The organism is Paenibacillus sp. J22R232 (assembly GCF_056269165.1).
On record NZ_JBWDNK010000002.1, the window covers coordinates 957,485 to 983,579 of the forward strand.

Annotated in this window: 15 protein-coding genes and 3 pseudogenes; 15 read left to right on the forward strand and 3 right to left on the reverse strand. The window is 44.4% G+C overall.

The genetic code is table 11. The features are described from left to right. Positions 1 to 314: 314 nt before the first annotated feature. Genes AC0YN3_RS10515 through AC0YN3_RS10530 form a run of 4 tightly spaced genes read left to right on the forward strand, consistent with a single transcriptional unit; the run spans position 315 to position 5,893 of the window. The gene (locus AC0YN3_RS10515; protein WP_475775009.1) at positions 315 to 1,487 is read left to right on the forward strand and encodes a M24 family metallopeptidase; all 1,173 of its coding nucleotides are present in this window, start codon (positions 315 to 317) and stop codon (positions 1,485 to 1,487) included. Between the two features lie 27 nt (positions 1,488 to 1,514). Then, a complete protein-coding gene (locus AC0YN3_RS10520) occupies positions 1,515 to 2,582 on the forward strand; it encodes a sugar phosphate isomerase/epimerase family protein (protein ID WP_475775010.1) in 1,068 nt (355 codons plus the stop codon). A gap of 30 nt (positions 2,583 to 2,612) precedes the next feature. After that, entirely contained in the window at positions 2,613 to 4,346 is a 1,734-nt protein-coding gene (locus AC0YN3_RS10525) for a sensor histidine kinase (RefSeq protein WP_475775011.1), read from the forward strand. After that, entirely contained in the window at positions 4,343 to 5,893 is a 1,551-nt protein-coding gene (locus AC0YN3_RS10530) for a response regulator (protein ID WP_475775012.1), read from the forward strand. Before AC0YN3_RS10525 ends, AC0YN3_RS10530 begins: the two co-directional genes overlap by 4 nt. 909 nt (positions 5,894 to 6,802) lie before the next feature. Here the strand turns inward: AC0YN3_RS10530 and AC0YN3_RS10535 are convergent. Continuing rightward, a pseudogene (locus AC0YN3_RS10535) lies at positions 6,803 to 8,089 on the reverse strand (SpoVR family protein); the annotation flags it as partial. A 10-nt stretch (positions 8,090 to 8,099) separates the two neighbouring features. Here AC0YN3_RS10535 and AC0YN3_RS10540 point away from each other — a divergent pair. Next, positions 8,100 to 8,374, forward strand: a pseudogene (locus AC0YN3_RS10540) (IS110 family transposase); the annotation flags it as partial. 211 nt (positions 8,375 to 8,585) lie between these two features. Here the strand turns inward: AC0YN3_RS10540 and AC0YN3_RS10545 are convergent. Beyond that, positions 8,586 to 9,005 (reverse strand): annotated as a pseudogene (locus AC0YN3_RS10545) (DDE-type integrase/transposase/recombinase); the annotation flags it as partial. A gap of 1,131 nt (positions 9,006 to 10,136) precedes the next feature. Here AC0YN3_RS10545 and AC0YN3_RS10550 point away from each other — a divergent pair. Then, complete coding sequence (locus tag AC0YN3_RS10550; protein ID WP_475775013.1) at positions 10,137 to 11,588, forward strand: cellulase family glycosylhydrolase; 1,452 nt, start codon at positions 10,137 to 10,139, stop codon at positions 11,586 to 11,588. Between the two features lie 158 nt (positions 11,589 to 11,746). On the opposite strand, the gene AC0YN3_RS10555 is transcribed toward AC0YN3_RS10550, so the two are convergent. Continuing rightward, on the reverse strand, positions 11,747 to 12,751 hold the full coding sequence (locus AC0YN3_RS10555; RefSeq protein WP_475775014.1) for a LacI family DNA-binding transcriptional regulator: 1,005 nt from the start codon (positions 12,749 to 12,751) through the stop codon (positions 11,747 to 11,749). Between the two features lie 410 nt (positions 12,752 to 13,161). Between AC0YN3_RS10555 and AC0YN3_RS10560 the strand changes: the two genes are divergently transcribed. The 9 genes from AC0YN3_RS10560 (at position 13,162) to AC0YN3_RS10600 (ending at position 26,062) form a co-directional block, all read left to right on the forward strand. Then, a complete protein-coding gene (locus AC0YN3_RS10560) occupies positions 13,162 to 14,523 on the forward strand; it encodes an ABC transporter substrate-binding protein (protein ID WP_475775015.1) in 1,362 nt (453 codons plus the stop codon). 171 nt (positions 14,524 to 14,694) lie between these two features. Further along, complete coding sequence (locus tag AC0YN3_RS10565; RefSeq protein ID WP_475775016.1) at positions 14,695 to 17,625, forward strand: extracellular solute-binding protein; 2,931 nt, start codon at positions 14,695 to 14,697, stop codon at positions 17,623 to 17,625. Positions 17,626 to 17,642: 17 nt separating this feature from the next. Further along, positions 17,643 to 18,548, forward strand: a complete 906-nt coding sequence (locus AC0YN3_RS10570) for a carbohydrate ABC transporter permease (protein WP_312891140.1) — start codon at positions 17,643 to 17,645, stop codon at positions 18,546 to 18,548. Positions 18,549 to 18,552: 4 nt separating this feature from the next. Next, the gene (locus AC0YN3_RS10575) at positions 18,553 to 19,419 is read left to right on the forward strand and encodes a carbohydrate ABC transporter permease (RefSeq protein ID WP_475775017.1); all 867 of its coding nucleotides are present in this window, start codon (positions 18,553 to 18,555) and stop codon (positions 19,417 to 19,419) included. A 14-nt stretch (positions 19,420 to 19,433) separates the two neighbouring features. After that, positions 19,434 to 20,927 (forward strand): gluconolactonase, encoded by a 1,494-nt coding sequence (locus AC0YN3_RS10580; protein WP_475775018.1) that lies wholly within the window; start codon positions 19,434 to 19,436, stop codon positions 20,925 to 20,927. Next, positions 20,924 to 21,544, forward strand: coding sequence for a Yip1 family protein (locus AC0YN3_RS10585; RefSeq protein ID WP_475775019.1), 621 nt, complete (start codon positions 20,924 to 20,926; stop codon positions 21,542 to 21,544). The genes AC0YN3_RS10580 and AC0YN3_RS10585 overlap by 4 nt, the downstream gene beginning before the upstream one ends. A 14-nt stretch (positions 21,545 to 21,558) precedes the next feature. Then, a complete protein-coding gene (locus AC0YN3_RS10590) occupies positions 21,559 to 24,138 on the forward strand; it encodes a DUF5696 domain-containing protein (RefSeq protein WP_475775020.1) in 2,580 nt (859 codons plus the stop codon). Beyond that, on the forward strand, positions 24,135 to 25,034 hold the full coding sequence (locus AC0YN3_RS10595) for a carbohydrate ABC transporter permease (protein WP_475775021.1): 900 nt from the start codon (positions 24,135 to 24,137) through the stop codon (positions 25,032 to 25,034). The genes AC0YN3_RS10590 and AC0YN3_RS10595 overlap by 4 nt, the downstream gene beginning before the upstream one ends. Positions 25,035 to 25,060: 26 nt before the next feature. After that, the gene (locus tag AC0YN3_RS10600; RefSeq protein ID WP_475775022.1) at positions 25,061 to 26,062 is read left to right on the forward strand and encodes a carbohydrate ABC transporter permease; all 1,002 of its coding nucleotides are present in this window, start codon (positions 25,061 to 25,063) and stop codon (positions 26,060 to 26,062) included. The last annotated feature ends 33 nt before the right edge of the window (positions 26,063 to 26,095 follow it).

Sequence of the window (26,095 nt, forward strand, 5' to 3'; positions counted from 1 at the left end):
TGCAACAAAAAATAGTACTAAAACACCGATTTCTTCTATTCTCTCCCTTTGTTGCGAGAGGCTTGACAAGACATTGCCACGTAAGCGTTATACTTATAAGTCGGCCGACTGTTCACACTATTATATCTCGTTGCTTTCTCCCGATTTAATGCAGGTATGCAACAAAATATAGTACAAAAACACCGATTTCTTCTTTTCTATCTTCTTGCTGAGAGGGGCTTGACAAAACATAGTCTCCTGAGGTTTATAATAATACTTACAAGTCGGCCGACTGTTCACACAACTCAATTTTGACGTAAAAGGAGACCGCTATCATGATTCTGTCATCCGAAATTGCTTCTCGAATCGCCTTGCTTCAGGTACAGTTACGCAAGAAAGAGTTCAGCGCCTTCGTGTCTTATTGCTCGGGACCCAGAGAGAGTGCCGGAACTTTCCGATATCTAATGGGTTTCTTTCCGTTTAACACTGATGCATATCTCGTTGTTCCAGCCCATGGACAACCTATAATTATCTCAAACGATAAGAATCGTGTACGCGCATTTAACCTTTGTGTCGGTGATCAAGCCAAGGTGGTCAAGACCCCTGACGTGATTGGAACATTGATTGAGATTCTTACCGAGATTGTCCCCCTTGGGGCAAAAATCGCGCAAAGCGGTGAATTTGATTTGACTGCAGCTGGACTTGCGGACTTCAATCGGGCTTTGAAGAACTATGAGGTTGAAGAAGGAACATCGATAGTCAACGTGCTTCGTCTGAAGCGAACTCTGTATGAGGTTGATAAGCACAGGCAGGCGACGGAAATTGCTGACAAAATGGTTGCACACGCCATGAATATAGCTGCGGTGAAAGGAATTACCGGACCAGAAATCATGGCCGAGGTGGAGTATATGGGCCGCCGTCTAGGTGCAGATATGGCGGGATGCTGGCTGGCAATCGGCGAAAAGCCGAGTACAACTTATTTTGATTTCTTTGAATTAACAGAACCAGTGGGCCCCCGTTCACGTGTGCAAATCGGTACGACGGTTTGTCTAGACGGATATTATTCTCAAGTGCTGCGAATCGGAGCTTTCGGAGAGCCGGATCCCGAACTTGTAACGGCGATAGACCGCATCATCAAGATGCAAGATGCTATCCTCCCCAAACTCACATCCGGAACGCCAATCTATGAGATTGTCGATATGCTAGAGACCATGATCGATGGGTTCTGTCCCTACTCTCGATCGACCGATCCCTTCCGCTTTCAATCCGTTCACGGCATGAGCAATAGCTACAGCGATCCGGGCATGTCCCCTTTTCTAAACGCTGATCGCGACCGAAGCCGCGATTCCTTCTCTCCGTATGTCCAAGAGAATCAAGTATTCGAAATTCATCCGAACTTTACACTGCCCAATCTGGGGCATGTATGCAGCGGCGATCTTGCGGTAGCAAGCGATAATGGTGGTTATTGGCTTTCAAAATTCCCACGCGGGATTTGTAGATTAGGGTAAAAAATTCAGAAAGGTGGTTGAACAAACATGCGCATCGGAGTAGATGGGAGATACATGCCTCAGCCTCGGTCATTGACCCCGGTTGAGAAGCTCGAATATGCAAAAGAACTGAAGATGGAAGGCGTCTTTTTCCGTACTATCCTCGATATTAGCCCTACGTTGGACGAGGGTGTACTGAGAGAGGTTCGATCCAGAGCGAACGAACTTGGCATGTATCTGGAGGCAGGATTAGGCAAAGTAAATCCGTATGCGATGGCAGAATCCCCGGAGCTTCGGGCGATTGGCGACGGAGATACTTTGCTCGGATTCCGAAGAATGATGGAAGCTGCGGCGGCCCATGGCATGAAGGAGCTGTGGGTGGCAACCGGCGGATCCAAGCCGTACCGGGGACGCTTGGGGACGGATCGATTCCGGACTGATGCGCCATGGGAAGATCAGTTAGAAGCGACACGGAGGTTCCTGCTGCTGCTGCGTCCAATTGCGCTAGACTTGGGTGTTCACATCAACCTGGAGACGCACGAGGAGATTAGTACCTTTGAACTAGTGCGATTGATCGAATCAGTTGGTGACGATATACTAGGTATTGTCTACGATACGGCCAACAGCCTAATGCGTGGGGAGCACCCTATCATGGCCGCGCGGCGTGTGGCACCTTACGTGCGTCAGACGCATATTAAAGATGCCTATGTCGAGTTGGTTGAAGGGGGAGCGTATTATTGCTCCCAACAATTTGGTTTCGGTATTTTGGATTTCAAAGCCATTCTGGCGGAATTGTATCAGCATAATTCCAATTTAAATCTGTCCTTCGAATGCAACGTACCACGCAATGGAAAAAAATTTGGAACGCCACATAACATTGAGCTTTACAATCCGCTCTGGATTGAGAAGCATCAAGATCTTACCCGCGAAGAAATGGCGGCTTATTATCAAATGGCTTTCAAGTACACAGAGCGGATCCGTAAACAGGAAGTCAAGAATTGGCTCACACTGGATGAGCAACGATACGAATTCGAGGAAGCGGTTCAAGCGCTGGATGATTCCAGGCAATATATCGAGAATATTTGTCAGGAGCTAGGTATTCCCAGAAGCGAATAGAGACCAGACCATCCAAAAGGAGGAGAAACCTTGCGTGCTGCCTCCGGACGTTATGTGCCGTTCATGTACAAGCTGATGATCCCTTACTTGTGCTTGGCTCTTCTCACCGACTTAGGTGTCGGCTATGTGTCATATACGATTCTGATCCGTTCAAGAACGGAAACGATAAAGACCAACTTGGAGGTCGGCATTAAGCAGACCCGGGATAGTATTCGCTCCCAGATGGACAGCGTTACTCAAATATCGAATACCTTATTCTCCAGCATTTCGTTCCAACGAGCTTTGCAGAAAAAGAACGATCGGCTCGGCATGTATTTAACCATGATCGACGAAGTTCAACCCCAATTGAATGCACCTTTAGTGTTTTTTGGAAAGAGTATTCGAATTGTTTTATATACCTTCAACGAACAGATGCCTGCCGTTACGGGGAGTCATATGGAAGCGGAGATCGTAGGCAAGGATTTCTTCGTCAAGCCGGTTGAAGATATTGCGAGTCTCGCGTGGTTCAAGCATCTCCTTGTTACTGGCAGTGATAATGTCTGGCTTCAGACGGAAGACGATCAGCAATTCGACAACATATCGTATGTTCGGCGATTGATATCATTTCAGGACTTCCGGACAACGATCGGCTATGTGCAAATTTCGATATCGCTCAAAGAGATGCTGGACGATTTCTCGAGCTTTCCACTGCAGGAGGGAATTCAGCTTCGGTTGAAGAAGACAGACGGTAGCGTTCTTTATCACCGGGACGAAACGGAAACAGACGCAGAGCTGCAGGATACCGCTCTTGTACTAAGCGAGCCCGTGCCGGACAAACAATTGATCATCGAAGCGCTTATTCCTAATGTATATCTGTCCAAGGATACCGGGCGACTGCGCGTACTTCTGTTGGTAATCTGCAACCTCGGCTTTATTTTCATGGCCTTAGTTGGATTTGCGGTGGCGCGATGGTCAGGCCGCAAAATGAACCGAATTATGAAGCTTCTTCGAGTGTATCAAGGCGGTTACTTTCAAATGCGAATCAGCCTATCCGACAACGATGAATTTGGCCAAATTGCCGGCGCATTTAACGAAATGGCCGATCATATGCGACAACTTATGTCTAGCGTATACGAAGAGGGGCAACAAAAAAAGCAAGCGGAGCTGGAAGCTCTCCAAGCTCAGATCAATCCGCACTTTCTATATAACACACTGTCTTCCATTAGCAGCCTCGCAAACCTCGGAGAGACTAAGAAGGTCACTCATATGGTGCAAGAGCTATCCAGGTTTTATAGACTTACGCTAAACCAAGGGGATATGCACGTTACGCTGCTGCAAGAGTTGGAGCAGATGCTGACCTACCTCGCTATCCAGAGAGTCCGTTATGCAGATGCATTTGACTTATACGTAGATGTTGATCCGGATATTCTTCAGGCGAGAGTCATGAAATTGATTTTGCAGCCTCTGGTCGAAAACATCTTTAAACATGCCTGGCTGAGCAATACGATTGCAATCAGAATCGTCGGACGACGAGTCGGCAACGACATCGAGTTGAAAGTGATCGATAATGGTTTAGGTATGCGTAAGCAAACGGTAGAGGAACTGATGAAAGGCCTGGCCAAATCGAAGGGCTACGGCGTCGTGAACGTTTATGAGCGGATAAGGCTGAGATATGGTGATAAGTATGGCCGAAGCATCGCGAGTATTTATGGTGGAGGCACGACCGTTCGTCTGTTGCTGCCAGCGGAATGGAATGCAAAGGCTGAGGGGGAGAACGTAACATGAGCATAAGAGTATTGGTAGTGGACGACGAAGCGGCGGATCTCGAATGGATGCGCAGAAGGGTCGAATCCGCCGCCACGCTGGATTTAGAAGTACTCGTGGCGACAAGCGGTTTTATGGCTCTGGACGTCATCAAGGACAAGCCGGTGGATGTTATCCTAACCGATATTCAAATGCCTATCATATTGGGGACAGAATTCGCCCGGAGAGCCAAGGAACTGTATCCGCAGGTGAAAATTGTGTTTATTAGCGGTCACGCAGACTTCAGCTATGCCAAACAAGCCATCGAGGTACATGCTGCAAATTATTTGCTCAAACCAGTCCTAGACGGTGATTTGTACACCCTTTTGGCATCGCTGTGCCGTTCGATTGAAGAAGAGAGAAACATATACGAGACAGTGTCTCTAGCTACTGAAGAGCTTATCTTGCGCTGGCTGGATAGCAATAACGGCCGCATGACATCACAGCATTTGGAACAAGTGCTCTCACCGCTGTTCCGGGCGGGGACAGCGGTGGGAATGGCTATCGCAGAATTTGATGCTTTGGATCATATGTCGCCTCACGGGAGTCAAGTTGAGGAGAGAAATGCCGCCACATTGGTCTACGAAGAAGTGTTGAAGTCAGGGTGGGCGATGCCGATCGTCATGGCCGATGGGCACTTGTTGCTCCTGTCACATGTGCCGGAAGCTGAATTCGAAATACATCTGCAACGCATGGTAGATAATGTTTCCCATATACCGTTCACGACAACCATTGGCCGGGGACAAAGTTTCGAAAGGCTCGATGAAATAAGAGTATCTTTCTTACAAGCCAAGTCAGCCCTGAAGAGTAAATGGACCTTCGGCAAAAACCGAGTGATTGGCCCCGAAATTCCGAATACTCCTTCAATGGACGATTCGATTCCCTGTGACGATGAACTTCGACAATTGTTCGTGGCCATCGAAGCTCACCGGCTTCATGACATTGAGGCATATCTTCTTTCCTTATTCGAGGATAAGTATGGGAAATGCAGTAAGGAAGACGTGTACGCAATGATCAACAATCTGATCTTGTACTTACAAACCAACCTGAAGCGGCATGATGAGGATTTCGACAAGTTTACAGCGTGGAATTCATTAAATCCCGAGCATTTGTTCCGCTTCGAGACGGTTAAAGAAACATTGGAGTGGATGCGGGATTGGCTTTTTGAACTGTCTAACCATCTTCATATGAAGCGGCAAGGGCATGGCCGCAAACTGATCGAAGAGGTGAAGATATATGTAGAAGAGCGATTGGAGCAGCGAATTACTTTGAAGGAAATTGCCGCTCATTTCGATTTTACCCCCAATTACTTGGGGCATCTATTCAAAAAAGAGATGAACGAATCGTTCAGCGATTACTTAAGTGCGCTTAAAATAGAGCGCGTTTGCTTGCTACTAAAAAATCCGAAATTAAAAGTTTATGAAATCGCCGAGCGCTTTGGATACATTAATATCGTTTATTTTCATCGTCAGTTTAAACAGGTCATGAATATGACGCCAGGTGAGTTTCGCAAGAAAAATAAAATATAATGCTCTTGGTTTTGGCAACGAAACATTTCTCCCGGAGCTTGCCGTTTGAACTGGTAAGAGGAGCCTGCAACCGCTAGTGTATCGTCCGGTTGCAGGCTCCTTTTAACATATTTAAGCTGTCATAGTCTATGTCGTTGATTCGGCATTTCTTATCCATTTCAATAAACAGGATTGAAAATACTCTTCACTGCTCATAGTGAGCCGCCTCCACTGCATGGTTTTTCTCCTGTCCTCATCGTATATTCCCCGAAGAAATCAACTATTCGCTCTCTTACTTGTTGAAAGAATATAAGTATTATATAGAACGCAACGCAAGTAAAAAACGAACAAAGTCACGTTATCCACCAAATTGGGTATTGAATAGTAATAAGGACCTGTCGTGATGAAAGTAAGTACCGCAGAAATTGAGAGACTCAAAGTGTCTATGAGAGAATTGTTTATTTGAAAATAGGATCACCACAGATTTCGAGAAAGTGATTAAAATAGTAAATGAAAGAGAAAAGCCGTTAATTGGACTGTTTGATGTCACCAATCGAACGTTGAACGACTAAGCTCAAGGGATTGTTTTATGCGTACTACAGGAAATATTCTCTTAATCTATCTGAAGCTGCCATTGAGTTCCAGAGATTATGATAATTGGGTAGTGTTAAAGTATAGCCATTACGCTCCCTAACGGGAAACGTTAGTTCAGAGAACTATTAGCACTTCTATGTTTCCAACAAGTAAGAGTCCTTCTCTATATACGGAGAAAGTACTGAGAAAAAAGTCTGTATATAAAGGGGGGCAAGACCCCTCGTCTCCCTAGCATATTGATTGTGCGGGAAGTTATTTTATTATTACGCGTATGCTAAAACGCAAATCAAAAACCGGATCCTAGGATCCGGTTTTTGATTTGCGAAAATATGAATTTCAAACAAATTTCCGGCTCGTTTTCTTCCCGTCGCAGCTAAACACGATCTTTTTATCCTCGACGAACGTCTCCAGATGCACGTTTTTCCCCCAAAGCTGAACGACCTGTGGAAGCGTACGCTCAACGTATTTCAGATCAAGCTCCATACCTTCATATTCATGTATGAAATACAATTCACCTACACGGTTAAAGTCGCCGTCTTTCACCATCAGACTAGGAAAACCTCCGTTGACCTTGGAGTAGACGAGCTGGTCGCGAATATTTTCCCACGACTTATGGGTTATTTTCCACTCCGGTCCTTTTTTCTCAAAAATATAAAGATCCAAATCGTTAACCAAATCCTTAGTCAGATAGTTACGAAGGAAGGAGATATCCGAGTCGAGCTCGCGAACCTCGAACATCTTTTCTCTGCCCTTGCCGGGGACGCGGCCGAAGCGGCGCTGTTCTTCTGCTGTAGGGTTATCGAAGCGGCGCTCGATATCCTCGAATATTTTCAAACCTAAATAGTAGGGATTAAGGGTATGCCTTGACGGCTGCACGACGGAAGAGTTGAGCTTGGCGAATTCAATGGTTTCTTCACTGGTTAGGTCCAGCTCACGAATGATGCGTTGATGCCAATAGGAAGCCCAGCCTTCGTTCATGATTTTAGTCTCTATTTGTGGCCAGAAGTAAAGCATTTCATCGCGAAGCATAGATAGAATATCACGCTGCCAATCTTGAAGCGTAGGGGAGTATTCCTCAATGAACCAGATTACATCTTTTTCGGGTCTTGGTGGGAAGCGTTTAGCATCTAATGCTTGGGATTGTGCTGCTGATTCAGCAGCAGCTGTCCGATCAGGATCTAGATTCCATAAATCATCATACTGCGAGGCAGGGATGTTCCATTCTGAGCGTTGACTGTCCTTTTGTACCATTTCGATATAGCGTTTCTTATCTAGCTGATAGGGTTTTATAAGTGTTGGATCGACGTGCTCTTGTATAGCTAGTATGGCATCAATAAACTTCTCAACAGCCTCAGTGCCATGATCCATTTCATATTGATGAATACGATCTGCAGTCGCTGACATGCTTTCGACCATATTCCGATTCGTCACCCCAAAACGAGCATTATTCTTGAAAAAATCACAGTGAGCAAGAACGTGAGCAACAATAAGCTTGTTTTGAATTAAAGAGTTACCATCAAGAAGAAAAGCATAACAAGGGTTAGAGTTAATGACGATTTCATAAATTTTGCTCAATCCGAAATCATACTGTAATTTCATTTTATTAAAGCTTTTATCGAAGGATAATAAATATGATAAGTCAAGAAACTACAAGAGCAAGCAAGGTAACCGAGAACTGCATGACATTTTCAAGAGCCTTGCGATCCGACAAATAGCCGTTACACGCACCAAGAAAGAACCAAGGAATCCACATTTTCATGCCCATTATGAGCAAAGACTAGCAGAGGTAAAACAAAGCAGCAAGCAATTGTTTGCATTATGCGTAAACTGGTAAATAATATTTACGCTATGATGAAAAACAAATCCGTTTACGTGATGCCGACCTCACCGATAAAGCAAGCAGGATGATATAATTGGCGGTAATTGGATTGACATTCCAGTTGCGACCTTTTTTATTCTAAGTTCCGTTTTATTAACTAGGATACGTATGAAGGGGAATTGACGAATCCTTTAAGTCAGAATCTTTATTCGTATGTTCAAAATAATCCTTTGATTTATTCTGATCCGAGTGGGCATGATGCAATGATAATTACGAATCCTAGTCTAGCCAATGTAGTTAATCAAAATGAAACTGCTCCAGATGACGAAGACTCTGGAAGTTCATCTGGTTCACGAACTCTGTTTTCATGATTTTGTAGGTGGCTACTGCTACAGCATTGTCGTATGGACAGCCTTTCGCACGTAGAGATCGACCGATTTCAAACGTCCCCAGAAGCTCGTCTATCTTTTGATTTTTAAACTCGCTGCCGCTGTCCGTATGAAACCACTGAATCTGACGTAAATCGCCCTGGACGCTCGAAAAGGCACGAGAAATCAGAGCAGCGTCTTTATTCGGACCTGCACTGTGGCCAATGATCTCTCGAATGAACAAGTCGAGCAGCACACATATGTAATGCCAAAGGTTCTGAACCTTCACATAAGTCAGATCGCTGACAACGGAGCGCTTTGCTTCCTCCTGCTCGAACTCACGGTCCAGACTACAAGCCCTTATTTTTTCTGTCCAACTAAATGTAGACGATCCAGATTTGATTTAAAATGAAAAAGACTGCAGTCATATTGGCTGCAGTCTTTTATTTACTTAAAGATATTTCTCTTGATTGTTGTTGATATATGCCCGCGTTTTATCGAGTATATCGGTTGTTTACCCTGATTCAAATTCAAGCCAATCTAATGGAATTTAAGGATTCATATTGCCACGTGCAACATTTCCGATTACAACGATGAATAACACATTTCGCTGTTCGACCAGCATGGAAGGTTTTGGGAAACTAAACCGGTGGATGATTGAGTTACAGCAGAAACACCTGGGTATGCTTCGTACATTGATGTCTTTTGTTATAGAAGAGATATACGTTCTAGTAAAATGATAGAAAATGATCTCGCTTCAGTTAGGAGCAGTCTTTTTGTCTATTCAGATGGGCCAAGTTAACTGGCTGGTGATGATCATGATTTACAGAAAGGGATTTACGATGAGAAGAAAGTGCTTGCTCAGGTGGAGGTCACCTATGATGACGGTGTTGTAGAGATATTAGCGGCAACAGACGAATGTTGAGAGCTGACTGACAGTCCGATTTCTTTTAATAACTGGTATGGTGGCGAAGATTATGATGTCATGTCAGAATTGGATGGCTGGGACCTATCGGACATGGTCCGATAGGCTGAAACGATGCGATCTTCACATTGGGAACAAGATCAGATTTTAACGTTACTAGCCTTGTGAATATCATAACAAATGTTTGTTTTGTTATTTAAAAATTATATTGCATAACATATGTTATTTGTGTTATGTTCTTGATAACGAATAAAACTGTGTTTAATCCTTCTAAGATGCCTGAAATAGAAATGCGACGAAGTTTAGCTCTCTAATTACCGTTAAATGGTTAAGATGAGTTGTGTTATTGTAAGCGCTTTATAATTTGAGAGGATGGAGATGGCTATTCGAAAGCTAAGAAAGCAGTTCTATCTAATATGATGTAGGAATATGCAAGCGGAGCGGTATGAAGGGGGTGATTCGCAAGAAAAAATAGTAAAATATTTTTCTACTATCATCCAGATTAAGCATTAAGGAAGCAAGGCAAAATATAAAAATAGTTGGAGGGATTTAGATATTATGATAATCAAGAAACTAAGAATGACGTTTATGGTTGCCATTATTTTGGCTTTAATTGTTCCATTTATCGCCAGTGAGAAAACCCATGCAGCTAACGGATTTTATGTAAGCGGTACCAATTTGAAAGATGCCAACGGCAATAATTTTGTCATACGTGGTGTCAATAATCCTCACGCTTGGTTCGATACACAAGCTTATAATGCACTAAGCACAATTAGCTCCAAAAAAGTGAATGCTGTCCGAATCGTATGGTCGACCAGCGGCTCGGCATCGCGTTTACAGCAAATTATTGATCGCTGCAAGGAGCTAGGAATGATTGCAATCGTTGAATTGCATGATGTTACAGGCTCTAACAGCGCATCCGGTTTAAATGACATGGCCAATTACTTTGCCAGCAGTGCAGTGAAATCTATTTTGACGAGCAATGAAAAATATGTGTTGGTTAATATCGCTAATGAATGGGGGGATCACAGTCTCTCGGACATCGCATGGCGAGAGGCTTATAAAACAGCAATTTCGACGATTCGAAATGCGGGCATTCATAATACAATTATTGTTGACGGTTCGGGTTGGGGACAAAATGCTTCACCTATAAAAGCATACGGCAATGCGCTTCTTGCGCATGACCCGGATCATAACATCATGTTCTCCATTCATATGTACGGTTCATGGAACGATTCCAGTAAAATTGGGACCGAACTTCAAGCGATCAAAAATTTAGGATTGGCTGTCATGATAGGGGAGTTTGGTTATAACTACAATAACGGAAACAATAATCTTGGCAGTCAGGTCAATGCTCAAGAGATTATGAATCAGAGCCAAGCTAAAGGAATTGGTTACATGGCTTGGTCATGGACAGGGAATGATTCGGGTAATGCTTGGTTGGATATGACGACTAGTGATTGGCAAACGCTTACAACTTGGGGAAATCTTATTATTAACGGAACAAATGGAATTTGGGCCACATCCGTAAAGGCAACTGTATTTAATGGAAACAGCTCGGCCTTATATGATTTTGAAAGCGGTAATACGCAGGGGTGGACGGCCTTAAACGTTACTGGCGGTCCTTGGTCGGTTACCGAATGGGCTGCAACTGGGAGCAGCTCATTAAAGGCTGATGTCACGCTCGGTGGTGGTCAATTTACGCTGCAATATACAGGTTCAAACAATTTCATCGGTAAGTCCGCGATTTCTGCTAAAGTGAAGCATGCTGCTTGGGGAAGTGTAGGAAGCGGTCTGCAGGCGAAGCTGTTCATTAAGACGGGATCCAGCTATACTTGGTACGATTCTGGAACTGTGAATATAAATGCAACGGGGACATCAACACTCTCTTTAAGTCTTTCCGGAGTATCCAATTTAGGCGATGTGAGAGAAATAGGCGTTCAGTTTCTGTCACCTACGAACTCCAGCGGAACATCTGCCGTTTTTGTGGATAGCGTAGTGTTGCAATAACGATTCTCTCGTTACCTAATCTGTGAGATAAAGCGAGGCTGGCTGATTCTCTATTTTTGATTGAATGGAATTGGCTGACGGAGAGTTGAGAAACATCAAAAGAGAAGGTTTAGCTTTAAGGCGTAAAAGCTTTAAAGATAAACCTTCTTTAATATGCTTTAATTTCTTACCATAACCTCTGCTTGAATAAGTATTTTCTCATAGCTTGTGGTGGGATTGAGCAGGCGCCAAAGCATTTGATCAACAGCCCGTTTTCCTAGCAGCTCCTTATCGACATTTACGGTTGCCAAAAATGGTATTTGCGGATGCGTATTATCGAAGCCTGTAAAAACAAGATTTTCAGGTATCTCCATACCCATATCCCTCAAGGTATCCAATGCGAATAATGCAAATGTATCATTGGCGCAGACGAACACCTCAGGCAAGCCATGCTCTAAGACAGCAGCCTTAAACGTATCATGGAAAGTATCAATCTCTGGTCCCTTTAGCGAGGGGATCTGTTTTAATTCGATATCATGGTCTTCAAGAGAAGAGTGGAATCCAAGATACCGTTCGTAAAAACTTTGTGCGTCTCTGATGTTACCTATAAACTGATAGCTTTTGTATCCTTTTGAAATAACGGAACTCATAATCTCTCTCATGCTGGATAGGTTATCCGTGAAAATAGAATCGCAATAAAATTTTGGATCATAATGATCCACCATCACGACTGGAATGCCTAATCTTTTGATGTCTAACAAAACAGGCGTGGAAATTGATCCGACAGTTATTATTCCCATGATTGCTTCGGGATTTAACAGAGAAAACATGGAGTCGTCCGTTGGCTCAGTTAAGGTTAAAATGTTCATGCCTTTCTGATTGAGCCTTAGGGATATGCCGTTAAAAATCGGACCCCAATATAACGAATCAGTATTCTGATACCGCACATTCGGAAAAAGCACAAGAATCGTACCTGACCAACTCCGCGATTCAATGTCCAGAAGTTCTTTTGGAACGGGTGCGGCCTGTGTATCCTTAAAAAAACCGAGCTGCCCTGCCGCTCTTAATATAAGCTCTCTTGTTTGCGGGCTTACGCCTGATTTTCCGGATAATCCTCTAGAAACCGCGAATTTTGAAAGCCCCGTATAATCAGCAATAGATTGGATAGTTACTTTACGCCTCATGATTGTCATCCTATCTTATTTTGTTTTCGTAGTTTGTAAGATTATTTCCTCATCAAGGAATCATTCATCTTATTTCATTAATGAAATTTTATATTTTGTTATTTTGTTATTTGATCTAATATAACGGGTTTTTTTGTAGATTACAAGCGCTCAATCGATAAAGTGTGTGCATCATAGAAACTTGGATTGTTATTTAAAATAACAAATAAAAAACAATTGACCAATTTTGTTATCGATGATACATTTGTTATGCACAAAAATAACAAAACAAAATAACAAAACAAAACAAAAATGAGGTGATTGCTTGTTGGATTTGAGGTGAAATTTTTTTTGTATGTTTTGCAAGCGCTTTAAAATGGAAGTGATTACTTTATACCAACTGATGAATGTAAAAAACGGGAGGTTCGGTCATGAGAAAAATACAAGGGTTATCTATCTTAGTGTTATGTTTCATGCTTATTCTTACAGCTTGCAGCGGTGAGAACGGCGGAAATAAAGGAACGAATAACGAACCAAAAGAAAGCGCTGTCACAGATGCAACAGCAGCTCCTGAGGAAGCAAATGCGACGCCGGAGCCAGTGGATATGGGTGGCCGCGTGATCAGAATCGCAGCATGGTGGGATTTGAAGCCAGCTGGAACAACAACCTCTGAGAAAGAGCGACTAGCAAAGATTGAAGAAGTAGAGAAAAAATATAACGTTAAAATTGAATTCGTAAACGTTCCTTTTGAAGAATACATGCCTAAATTCACGGCTACCGTTTTGACAGGTGAACCGTTTGCCGACATCGTTCAAATGGAATATAAAGCAGCACTGCCTGCAGTTTTGAAAGGCCAACTGCTTCCGATTAGTGAATATACGACAACGGCTAATAATATCAACAATGAAGCAAATCTAATGGCGAAAGCTCCTCCAATTGCCGGCGAGGTTTATGCATTCGATAACCCGGGCGCAGGAGGAACAGCTATGCACTACAATCGGGATTTGTTCAAGAAGCTTGGGCTTCCAGATCTTCAAGAACTATACACAGGCGGGCTTTGGAACTGGGATAAGTTTTTAGAGATCGCTAAGCTGGCGACAAAGGATACAGACAATGACGGTAAAAATGACGTGTATGGTTTTTCCGGCTGGTCAACTGATATTTTTCGTAACTTCACTGCCGCAAACGGAGGGAAAATCGTTGACGAGGCGACTGGCGTTCAAGGCTTGACAGATCCAAAAACGATTGAAGCGGCTGAATTTATAAACCGTTTATACAATACGGAAAACGTTGTTAAAGTAAAAACTGGCGACAGAATGAATTATGAAGAATTTAATACTTTTAAAGACGGCGACGTAGCAATGTTCCAAGCCCCGGCTTGGAATATCGGCGAATTAACCTTTGATATCGGCGTTGTGCCTATTCCAAACGGTCCGCAAGGAAGTCCGGAAGTAACCTTTGCTAACCCAGGTCAAGCCGCGAAGTTTATTCCGAAAGGCGTTAAGGATGCGCAGTTGGTTTACCAAATTTATGAAGAAACATTTGACATCACTCAAACGGAAGAGTTCCCTAGCCAAGAGTGGCTGGAGGGTCTCTACAATCATGAGGAAGACGTAGCCATGCAGCGAGATCATATTACAGGCACTGGGCAAATTTTGCTGGACGACGCTTATCCTGAATTTCCTACCGGAAAGTTTCTTACCGATATTCTTGTGAATAGTCAATCGGTTACTGCGACTGCAGAGAAATATAAGCCGGAAGCAGAAGCTTCCATAGCCAAGCTTGGCAAGTAAACATACGCACCGATTTTAATATACAGGCGGGGGATGTCGATGTAACCTCCCCCGCTAGTATGATCACGCAGAAAATAAATGATTGAAGATATAGGTCATATTTCACCATAAGACGTAAGCTTCCCCGCCTAAGGACGGAGAAACCGTTTACGCTTGTAAGGAGGACTTCTCGTGATTAGCAATTTGCGGCTAACCTATGTGGCAAGGAAGATAGTCCCTTTTGTTTTGGCGGTATTCATTGCACTTCCTTTAGTACCTAAGGTACATGCAGTCGGAAGTCCGAATCTTGCTTTAACGGAGGATACAGTCAGCACTGAATCTAACAAAAAATCGTCCTATAATGAGCAAAAATATCATGATTATTTATCGCAATATGAAGCGGCTGCGAGACCAGAACGAGAGATTATATTGGAAGCAGCAAAATATTCCAGTGTGCAAGGGACTGAATTTAAGAAGCTTGAAGATTTCGAGGGGATGGACGGAACCTCCCTATTAACAGGGGAATCAGGCTCAGTGGAATGGTCTTTCGATGTGCATGAAGCGGGTTTATATCATTTGTCCTTGCTCTATTATCCTATTGAAGGGAAAAGTTCGGCTATCGAACGGGATTTGAGCATTGATGGAGAACGCCCTTTCAGGGAAGCTGCCTTCTTACAGTTTGACCGTATTTGGAATAATCAGAAGTCTGAGGTTGTACGAGACAACCAAGGCAACGAACTAAGACCAAAGCAAGTAGAAAAGCCAAGATGGAGCGTAAAGTCGTTTCAAGATTCAGACGGATATGAGAACGAGCCATTCCTATTTTATTTTTCGCAGGGCAAACATACGATTGCGCTTGAATCGACAAGGGAACCGATGGTAGTTAAGCACTTGAAATTATTTCAACAGCCTTCGCCATTAACCTACGATCAAGTGCTTCAACAATTTGAAGCGAAGGGCATGAAGGCGACGGAGGGCCAATTGATAACGGTTGAAGGGGAAGCCTCGATTGCGAAATCGTCGCCAACCTTATATCCTCTCAGCGAACGTTCAAGTGCTGCTGTAACCCCGTATAGCGCTTCGAAAATAAAAATCAATACCATCGGCGGCCTAAATTGGCGTCTTCCGGGCCAATGGATGGAATGGGAAATCGACGTTCCTGAAACCGGGTTTTACAATATTGCATTTAAGACACAACAGAATTACGTCAGAGGCATTTACTCGACTCGAAGATTGACCATCGACGGCGAAATTCCTTTTAAGGAAATGGAAAAGGTTGCCTTCCGCTATAAAAGCGCTTATCGGCTTGATGTGATGGGCGGCGATTCTCCCTATATGTATCGTTTGGAAAAAGGCAAACATACGCTCAGTCTCGAGGTTAGCCTTGGCGAATTCGCGCCATTAATCCGAGAAGTCGAAGGCAGTCTTTATAATCTGAATGAAATGTATCGCAAAATATTGATGATTACAGGAACGAAACCAGATGAATACCGAGATTATCAGATAGACAAAAAAATTCCTGACTTGCTTAAGGTATTTGATGAAGAAAGTATACGTCTTAAAGACATTGCCAAACAGCTTGTCAAATTATCCGGACAATCCAGTGACCAAGAAGCCCTTCTCAAAACGATGGCTGTTCAATTGGATGAAATGATTGAAAAGCCGGAGACGGTTCCGAGAAGGCTCGGGGCTTACAAAACAAATACTGGCGGACTTGGCACATGGGTTCAGCAGGCAAGGCAGCAGCCGCTTGAGATCGATTCGATTTATGTAGCATCACCTGGAAAAAAGTGGCCGAAGAAAGGAATGGGCTTTACTTCTAAGTTGAAGCATCAGACATCGACTTTCATATCCTCGTTCTTCACCGATTACAACCAGATTGGAAATATTTCTGAAAATGACGAGCAAAAATCGATTACGGTTTGGATTGGAAGCGGACGAGATCAAGCCAACACCATGAAGGCCATGATTGATGAAAATTTCACTTCGGTGACGGGCATCAATGTCAATCTCAAGCTTGTTAACATGGGTACTCTTCTGCCTGCTACTTTGGCGAATCAAGGTCCTGATATCGCAATGCAAATCGAAAATGATTTGCCGGTCAATTTTGCGATGCGCAACGCTTCAGCCGATTTGACTCAGTTTGCCGATTTCGAAGAAGTAAAAGAACGGTTCCGTTCTAGCGCTATCGTTCCTTACAGCTATGATGGCGGTGTTTACGCATTGCCGGAAACACAAACATTCAACATGCTCTTTTACCGCAAGGACGTGCTTGACGAGCTGGAATTAGATATCCCCCAAACCTGGGATGACGTGTCTAACCTACTTGCCGTGCTTAGTAAAAACCATATGCAATTCGGTTTGCCCGTCGTCGCGCAGGCTGCTGTGCAGGGGCAAAATATTCCGCCTAACTCGATGTACGCAACGCTGTTGTTTCAAAACGGAGGGGAGCTTTACCGCAACGGAGGCAAAGAATCCGATCTCGATTCACGGATTGGAATTGAAACGTTCAAGCAATGGACCGAATTTTATACGGATTACAAATTGGAGCGTGAGTATGATTTCTCGAATCGCTTCCGTACAGGCCAGATGCCGATTGGGATCGCGGATTATACCACGTATAACCAGCTTTCCGTATTCGCACCTGAGATTCGCGGCATGTGGGGCTTCGCGCCCATACCGGGAACCATTCAACAGGACGGCTCCATTCATCGCGATGTTCCAAGCGGCGGAAGCGCGGTTGTCATGATGAAAAAAGCCAAAGACAAGGATGCGGCATGGGAGTTCATGAAATGGTGGACAAGCGAAGCGACGCAAACAGTGTTTGGACGGGAAATGGAAGGTTTAATGGGCGCCGCTGCGCGTTATCCGACAGCGAACATTAAAGCTTTAGACAGCTTGCCATGGCCTGTGGACGACTATGAGAATTTGAAATCGCAATTTGAATGGGTACAAGGCGTTCCGGAAGTGCCAGGCGGTTATTTTACGGGGCGGCATCTATTTAATGCCTTTTATAAAACGGTAGTCGGGCAAGTGGAAGCTCGCGAATCCATTATGGACTATGTCCAATATATGCAGGATGAGATCAGCACGAAACGGAAAGAGTTCGGGTTACCGCAATAATGAGGGGAGGGTCAAGCATGCAAAATTGGTGGAACCTGAAGTTGCGGGAAGTGAAAGCCAATAAGCATTCCTATGTTTTGCTGGCGCCGTATATGGTGTTGTTCGCCTTGTTTACCGTGCTTCCGGTTTTGGTGTCGGTCGTACTTAGCTTTACATACTTCAATATGCTCGAGTTTCCAAGATTTGTAGGATGGCAAAATTATACGCGATTATTTTTAGACGATGACGTGTTTCTCATTGCAGTGAAGAACACGCTGCTGTTCGCCGTCATTACCGGCCCTATTAGTTATATCGCTTGTTTTGTTTTTGCATGGATTATTAATGAACTGTCACCGAAGCTCAGAGCGGTCATGACGCTAGTATTTTATGCGCCGTCCATTTCGGGGAACGTCTATTTCATATGGCTCATGATCTTCTCCGGTGACCGTTATGGCATTGCGAACGGAATTTTGCTCAAATTTGGCTTTATCCTAGAGCCGCTGCAGTGGCTGAAAACCGAGGATTATATATTGCCGATCATTATCCTCGTCCAACTGTGGCTCAGCTTAGGAACAGGCTTCCTTGCTTTTATTGCCGGACTGCAAACGGTCGATAGAACGTTGTACGAGGCGGGGGCTGTAGACGGCGTTAGAAACCGTTGGCAAGAGCTTTGGTTCATCACATTGCCTTCGATGCGTCCGCAGCTCATGTTCGGAGCTGTCATTCAGATTACGACCGCCTTTGCGGTTGCAGACGTTTCAATAGCTCTCGCAGGTTTTCCTAGCGTGAACTACGCGGCCGAAACGATTGTTACTCATTTGATCGATTTCGGAACTACCCGTTTTGAGATGGGTTACGCTTCTGCCATCGCATCTGTCTTATTCATGATTATGGTGGGGTCGAATCTCATCGTTCAAAAACTTCTTCGCAGGGTAGGTGAATGAGTACATGAACTTCACTTTTCGAATCCCGAGAAAACGGGTCAATCGATCGTTTTGGGGCAGCTTCTCGTTATTCGTTTTACTGACTGCGTTTGGAGCATTTATGGTCGTGCCGCTTATCTATGCGGTCAACAATGCGTTCAAACCTTTGGATGAAATTTTTATGTTCCCTCCAACACTATTTGTCCGCAATCCGACTATGAATAATTTCATTGACTTATTCGGGTTGTTGGGCAATTCCTGGGTTCCGTTCTCGCGGTACATTTTCAACACCTTTTTTATAACGGGAATAGGAATAATCGGTCATGTCCTGCTTGCATCGGCTGCCGCTTATCCGCTTGCCAAGCATAAGTTTCCAGGTAAAAGCTTTATGTTCAGCATCGTAGTTCTATCACTGATGTTTACGCCAGCAGTTACTGCTATACCAAACTATATGATTATGTCGTGGTTAGGTCTGATTGACACCTATTGGGCAGTCATCATACCCGCATTCGCTTATTCACTTGGTCTGTATTTAATGAAGCAATTTATGGAACAAATTCCCGATGTGCTGCTTGAAGCGGCTAAGATCGACGGAGCGAGCGAATACCGCATTTTCTGGACCATTGTCATGCCAAATGTAAAACCGGCATGGTTGACGCTTATTATTTTGCTGTTCCAGATCCTTTGGGGCAGCGATGGCAATGGTTTCATTTACAGCGAGCAGCTTAAGTCGCTCCACTTTGCCGCTAACCAGGTTGTAGCTGGAGGCATTGCCCGTGCAGGAGCAGCAGCAGCGGTAGCGCTTATTCTAATGAGCGTTCCAATTACGCTGTTTGTTTTCTCGCAAAGCAGAATCATCGAAACGATGGCTACTTCTGGAATGAAAGATTAAAGGGGGAAACGCACATGTCAGCGAAAAAATGGTTTCTCGTCTTCGCGGCGGCTTCCCTATTGCTCATTCAAGCTGCGCCTTCACCGGCGTCCGCTGCGTCGACGCCATACGAGAGCTACAATTATAACTTTTGGGAAGAAGCGGTTCCGGCTCCTGCGGCATATGTACCTAAACTTTCGATTTCCGGAGCAGACATTGGCATAGGCGACTTTGTGGAGCCAAGCGATATGGTTGTCTCTTCAAGCGGCATGATCTATGTCGTTGACAGCGGCAACGCTCGCATCGTCAGCTTAAACGACCAGTGGAAGCTTCAGCACTTGTTTAACGGGTACGAGAAAGACGGGGAAACGGTAGCTTTTAAAAATCCATCGGGGCTGTTTGTTGATGAAGAGGAAAATCTTTATATTGCAGATACGGATAATGGCCGAATAGTCGTGCTTTCGAAAGATGGAAATCTGATAAAAACCATTGAGCAGCCTGCGTCCGATGTTTTACCGAAGGATTTTAAATTCATCCCGTTAAAGGTGACGGTCGACCGAGCCAAAAGGATCTACGTCGTAGCCAAAGGCATTTACGAAGGCATTATGCAGTTCGATGAAAAAGGCCAATTTATCGGCTATGTCGGTACAAATAAAGTTCAGCGCGACTATACGGAAGTATTTTGGCGCTTGCTTTCGACCAAAGCGCAGAAAGCGCAAATGGTGCTGTTCATCCCAACAGAATTTTCGAATATTGACATTGATGCAAAAGGTTTTGTGTACGCAACAAATATTGATCCTGATTCCAAGGAACCGGTTAAAAGGCTTAACCCTTCAGGTGAAGACGTGCTGAAGCGGTTTGGCTACTTCGATGTCGTTGGCGATATTCGCTACCGTATTGCCGTAGGCCCATCGAAGTTGATCGATGTAAAGGTGATTGGGAACGGCATGTACAGCGTTCTTGACGCTAATCAAGGTAAAGTCTTCACCTATAATGACGAGGGCGATTTGCTCTATGTATACGGAGGTAAAGGAAATCAGAAAGGTACCTTTAAAATTCCGGTAGCTGTCGAGCATTTGGGCGAAAATCAGCTTGTACTTGATCGCGGCAAAAGCAATATCGTTGTCTTTGAACCGACGAAGTTTGGTTCCAGCGTAAATAAGGCTGTGAAGCTGCACTATAATGGCGAAGATAAGCAGGCAGTACCGATTTGGCAAGAGGTTCTGCGATTAAACAGCAACTATGATATTGCCTATATAGGCATAGGCAAATCTCTGCTAATGGATAAGAAGAACGGAGAGGCGCTGAAATATTTCAAGCTCGGCATGGATCGGGACAGTTATTCTGTTGCGTACAAAAGGTATCGCAGGGAAGTTATGAAGGAGCATTTTGGAACATTCCTGACCGTACTGTTGGTCTTAGCAGCAGTATGGCTGGCGTTCAGATTGGTAAACTTTCGCAGGCAAAAGAGGAAGCTTACGATTTCGAATTTCGCTTCGCAAACCCTTAAGGAGGGCAAAACGCTATGAAGCAGGATTTCATCACGTTTCCGCTGCATGTCATCGTCCATCCGTTCGACGGCTTTTGGGATATGAAGTATGACAGCAAAGGAAAAGTAAAGGTTGCCATGACTTTTTTGCTGCTTGTTATCATTGCCGTTATTTTGAGAAATCAGTTTGCTGGGTTTCTCGTCAACTATAACGATCCGCGTTATTTGAATAGCTTGACGCAGCTGGTAACGATCGTATTTCCATTCTTTCTGTGGTGCATATCCAATTGGGCGATAACCACATTGATGGATGGAGAAGGAAAGTTTAAGGAAATTTTGATGGCAACAGGGTATGCGTTAATTCCACTCGTGATTATATACGTACCTATGACAATTGCCAGCCGTTTTATGGTTAAGGAAGAAACGGCTTTTTATTATTTGATGATGACGTTATCAACCATATGGTTTCTAGTGCTGCTTTTTGTGGGGACGATGACCGTGCATCAATATTCAGCTTTTAAAACGATTATAACGATGGCGCTGACTGTCATTGTCATGGGAATCATCGTATTTCTAGGTACGCTGGTGTTAAGCATGCTCCAGCAAATGGCGGATTTTTTCATTAACATTTATCGAGAACTCATTTTCCGTACGTAAAGGAGGCCGCATCCGTGAAAAATCGTAAAATGCTGGTTGCGGTGTTGGCCTGTACCGCAGCCATTTGCATTGCCGTCATCTCCGCCATATGGTTTGCGAGTCGTGGAGTTAAAGCCGTTGAAGCAGCCGCTTATATGAAAGTGACAACCGAATTAGAGACAGGAAGCGCGATAAAGGCATTGCCGGATTCATCACAAGGATTACCGGGAATGAAGCTTGTGGCGGACAACTCTGAATTATCGTTGTATTATAACGCCGAAACGACGGAGGTAGCCGTAAGGGATAAGCAGCAAGGCCAGGTTTGGTATAGCAATCCGCCTAATCGGAGTAAGGATACTATCGCTTCAGGCTTTGAGAAAGAGATATTATCATCACAGGTAACTGTTTTATTCCGTGACGCGGTTGGCACATTGGATACCTTCACCAACTTCTCACAAAGCATCGGGAATAAGCAGTTTACGGCCGAAAGCATCGAGAACGGGATTCGTATTACGTATACGATTGGCGATACTTCAATCGGCGTAGATGCTTTGCCGAAATATATAAGCAAAGCCAGAATGGAAGAGAAGGTACTCTCCAAACTTGATAAAACAACGGCCAAATATGTCGGGCTTCGCTATTATCCGAAAGAGGATAATCCGGATATTTTAGAACGTCTGGACGCGCAGGTGTCCATGCAGCTCGTGCTTAACAAAATGACGGCTGCTTTTGCGAAGGCGGGCTATACCGAGGAAGATCTTGCTTTTGACAATCAGGAAAATGGAGGGGCAAGCGCAGGCGGATCGTCCAAGCCAAATTTCGTTATTCCTTTAGAATACCGTATTGACGGCGGTTCATTGGTTGCATCCGTTCCGGTCAATCAAGTAAAAGAAAGCGGCGAATATCAAATTCGCAGCATAGAACTGCTTAACTTTTTTGGAGCGGCGGATAATGAGAATGAAGGCTACATGTTCGTGCCGGACGGAACGGGCAGTCTGATTCATTTGAACAACGGTAAAGTGAAGGAAGAGCAATACGTGCAGAAGGTGTATGGCTTTGATCCGAACGATAACAGTTTCAGGCGCGGCCAAGTGAGCGAGAGCGCCCGAATGCCTGTGTTCGGAATGAAGGCAGGCAGCGCAGCATGGTTTGCCGTTATTGAGGAAGGCGATGCGGTCGCCAGCATATCGGCAGATATTAGCGGCAAAAAAAATTCCTACAATTATATTCATAGCAGCTATTCGCTGCGCGGTGAGGACGAGCTGGAACTTTATACGGGTTCTACCATCCAAGAGATCCAACTTCTGAATGAAGAAATTTATAAGGGCGATATTCAAATCCGCTATAGTTTTCTCTCTGGTGTCAAGGCGAGCTATTCGGGAATGGCAGAGCTTTACCGTGACAGGCTCGTTGAAGAGGAGAAGCTCCAGCCAATAAAGGAAGATCAAAAAATTCCTTTTTATCTGGATATTCTCGGAGCCGTCGACAAAAGAAAGTCGTTTCTTGGCGTTCCTTACAGTTCCGTCATTTCGATGACCTCCTTTGAGCAAGCCTCGCAAATGGCTGAGCAATTGAAAGCTGACGGAATCGATCGGCTGATGATGCGGTATACAGGCTGGTTCGGCAACGGCGTCAATCATCAAACGCCTGTTAAGCTGAACGTAGACCGCGAGCTTGGGAGCAAATCGGATTTCATTGATTTATCGAAGCAGCTGGATCAGTCAGGCGGGATGTTGTTCCCGGATGTCGCTTTCCAACAAATTTATCATGATGACGGCGGGTTTGCGCCTTCCTCCGATGCTTCAAGATTCGTTACGCGCGAAGAAGCGGAGCTATATCCATTCAATAGGGCGCTGAGCCGAATGGACATGATGCTGGGCTCTTACTATTTGTTATCGCCGGCAAAGCTTCCTTATTACGTAAATACTTTTATGAATAAGTATGAATCGTTTGGCATGCAAGGATTAGCGCTTCGCGACCTTGGCAGCTTGCTAAGCTCTGATTATCGCTCAAGCAGAGTGATTCAACGCGAAACGGCCAAAAAAATCGTGGAGGAACAGCTTGGAAACATCGAAGAGCGTGTTGATCAGGTGATGCTTTCCGGAGGTAATGCTTATGCTTGGCCATTTGCAGATCATTTGATTCATGTGCCGACGGGATCGAGCGGGTTCGTCATAACGGATGAGGAAGTTCCTTTTTACCAAATGGTCATTCACGGTTATTTGGACTATTCCGGAGCTGCGGTTAATCTGGATGACGAACAGGATTTGCAGCGTCAGCTGCTGCGGTCTATAGAGCTTGGCTCGGCACCGCATTTTGCATGGAGTTATGAATCGTCTTCGAAATTGAAATTCACTCATTTTGATAGGATGTTCTCTACCTATTACAAAGATTGGTACGAGCAAGCGGTGTCGATGTACAAGGAAGTGAATGACGTCCTCTCCGGAGTAGAAGCCGTACAAATGGTAAACCATATTCGCCATCAAGAAGGCGTGGTTGAGGTGCAATACAGCAATGGGCAATCGATTATCATTAATTACACCGACAAAAAAGCCATCGTTAATGGCAATACGGTCGAAGCTCAAAACTATTGGGTAGGGAGTGAACGTTCATGAACGGATATAAGCTAGCTTTACGGCATAAGCGCTCACTTCTAGGTTTGGCATTTATATTCCCATGGTTGCTTGGGTTCGTATTCATGTTCGCGACGCCGCTGTTCCAATCCATCCGATTTAGCTTCAGCAAATTAACGGTAAATCCAAGCGGGTTTATGCTGGAGCCGGTTGGGTGGGCCAACTTTAAAGAAGCCTTGTTCGTGGATGCTACCTTTAATCGGATATTGACGCAATCGGTTTCGGAAATGGTGCTAAACGTGCCGATGATTTTATTTTTCAGCCTTTTCTCAGCTACGCTTCTAAATCAGAAGTTCCGGGGCAGAGTACTCGCGCGAGCCATATTTTTTCTGCCGGTGATACTCGCTTCCAATGCGATATCGGCAGCCGAGACGGCGGGATTAATCAATTTGGTAGGCGATTCAACCGTCGTCAATGAAATGGGCGAGACCTCTTCTACGTACAATATCATGTCCATGGTCATGATCCTTAGCGATATCGGGCTGCCGCTTTCTTTCGTTGATTATATTGTTCAAGCCATTACAAGAATATATGACATTATTACGAGCTCGGGCGTTCAAATTCTTATTTTCCTAGCTGCTCTGCAATCTGTTCCAGGAGCGATGTATGAGGTTGCCAAGATGGAAGGGGCAACGGCATACGAATCGTTTTGGAAAATTACATTCCCGTTAGTTAGTCCGCTAATCCTGACGAATGTCATCTATACGATTATTGATTCATTTACGGGCAGCGCAGTGACCGATATGATTTTCTCCACAGCGTTCACGACGCAAAATTTCGGGCTCAGTGCTGCAATGTCTTGGATATATACGATAATCATAAGCGTCATTTTGGTCATAATCGGCGTGCTGCTATCGAGAAGAGTACATTACAATTGAGTTAAAAGCAAAGGAGGAAGCTGCATATGGAGGCATCACAAGCTGTTCGCACCGAGGACAATAAATATCGGCTGCTGAAAATAAAAAATAAGACGATCGATACCTTATACGCCATTTTTCGATATGCGCTTGTTATTGGTATATCGTTCATCATTATTTACCCACTGCTCATGAAGTTTTCTGTAGCTTTCAAAGACAAAATCGATATTTACAACCCAACGATTTACATGGTACCCGTCAACTTTACACTCGACAACATGAAGATGGCCATGGAAATTCTGAACTACTTTCCGCTTCTCGGGAATACTTTGGTATTCGTCATCGTAACCACACTACTAACCACCGCTTCCTGCGCATTGGCAGGGTACGGCTTCGCCCGTTTCTCCTTCCCGGGCAGCAACTTATTGTTTGCTTTGGTCATCCTGACGATTCTTGTTCCGACAAGCACGCTGATGGTACCGATGTATCTTCATTTTAGAAGCTTTGACATTCTTGGCGTGCTTCATTTATTTACTGGCAAGCAAGGCGTTAATTTGCTGAATACATATTGGCCTTCGATCATTACTTCGGCGACTGCGATCGGACTGAAAGCTGGATTGTTCATTTATATTTTCCGCCAGTTTTTTAAAGGGATGCCAAAGGAAATCGAGGAAGCCGCATTGATCGACGGTGCCGGCGGCGTGAAAACATTTATAAAAATCATGCTGCCAAACGCAGTGCCGCCGATAATTACGGTCGTATTGTTTTGCTTCGTTTGGCAATATAACGATACCTTTTTCACTTCCTTATTTATGAGTGAATCTGCTCTTATGCCGATTAAAATATCGACATTATCCGCCCAAGCAAATGCATTGATTCCAGGATTGATGGGTGTCATAGGCGGCGCCAACGTTAAGGCCGATCCTAACCATGTGGCGATGATTATTGACACGGGTATTTTGCTCGCCATTATTCCGCTCATCATCCTGTATTTGGTCGTTCAGCGTTATTTTGTTGAGAGTGTCGAGCGCAGCGGCATCATCGGTTAGCGCATCACTTGCTGTGCATAAAATGATAAACAT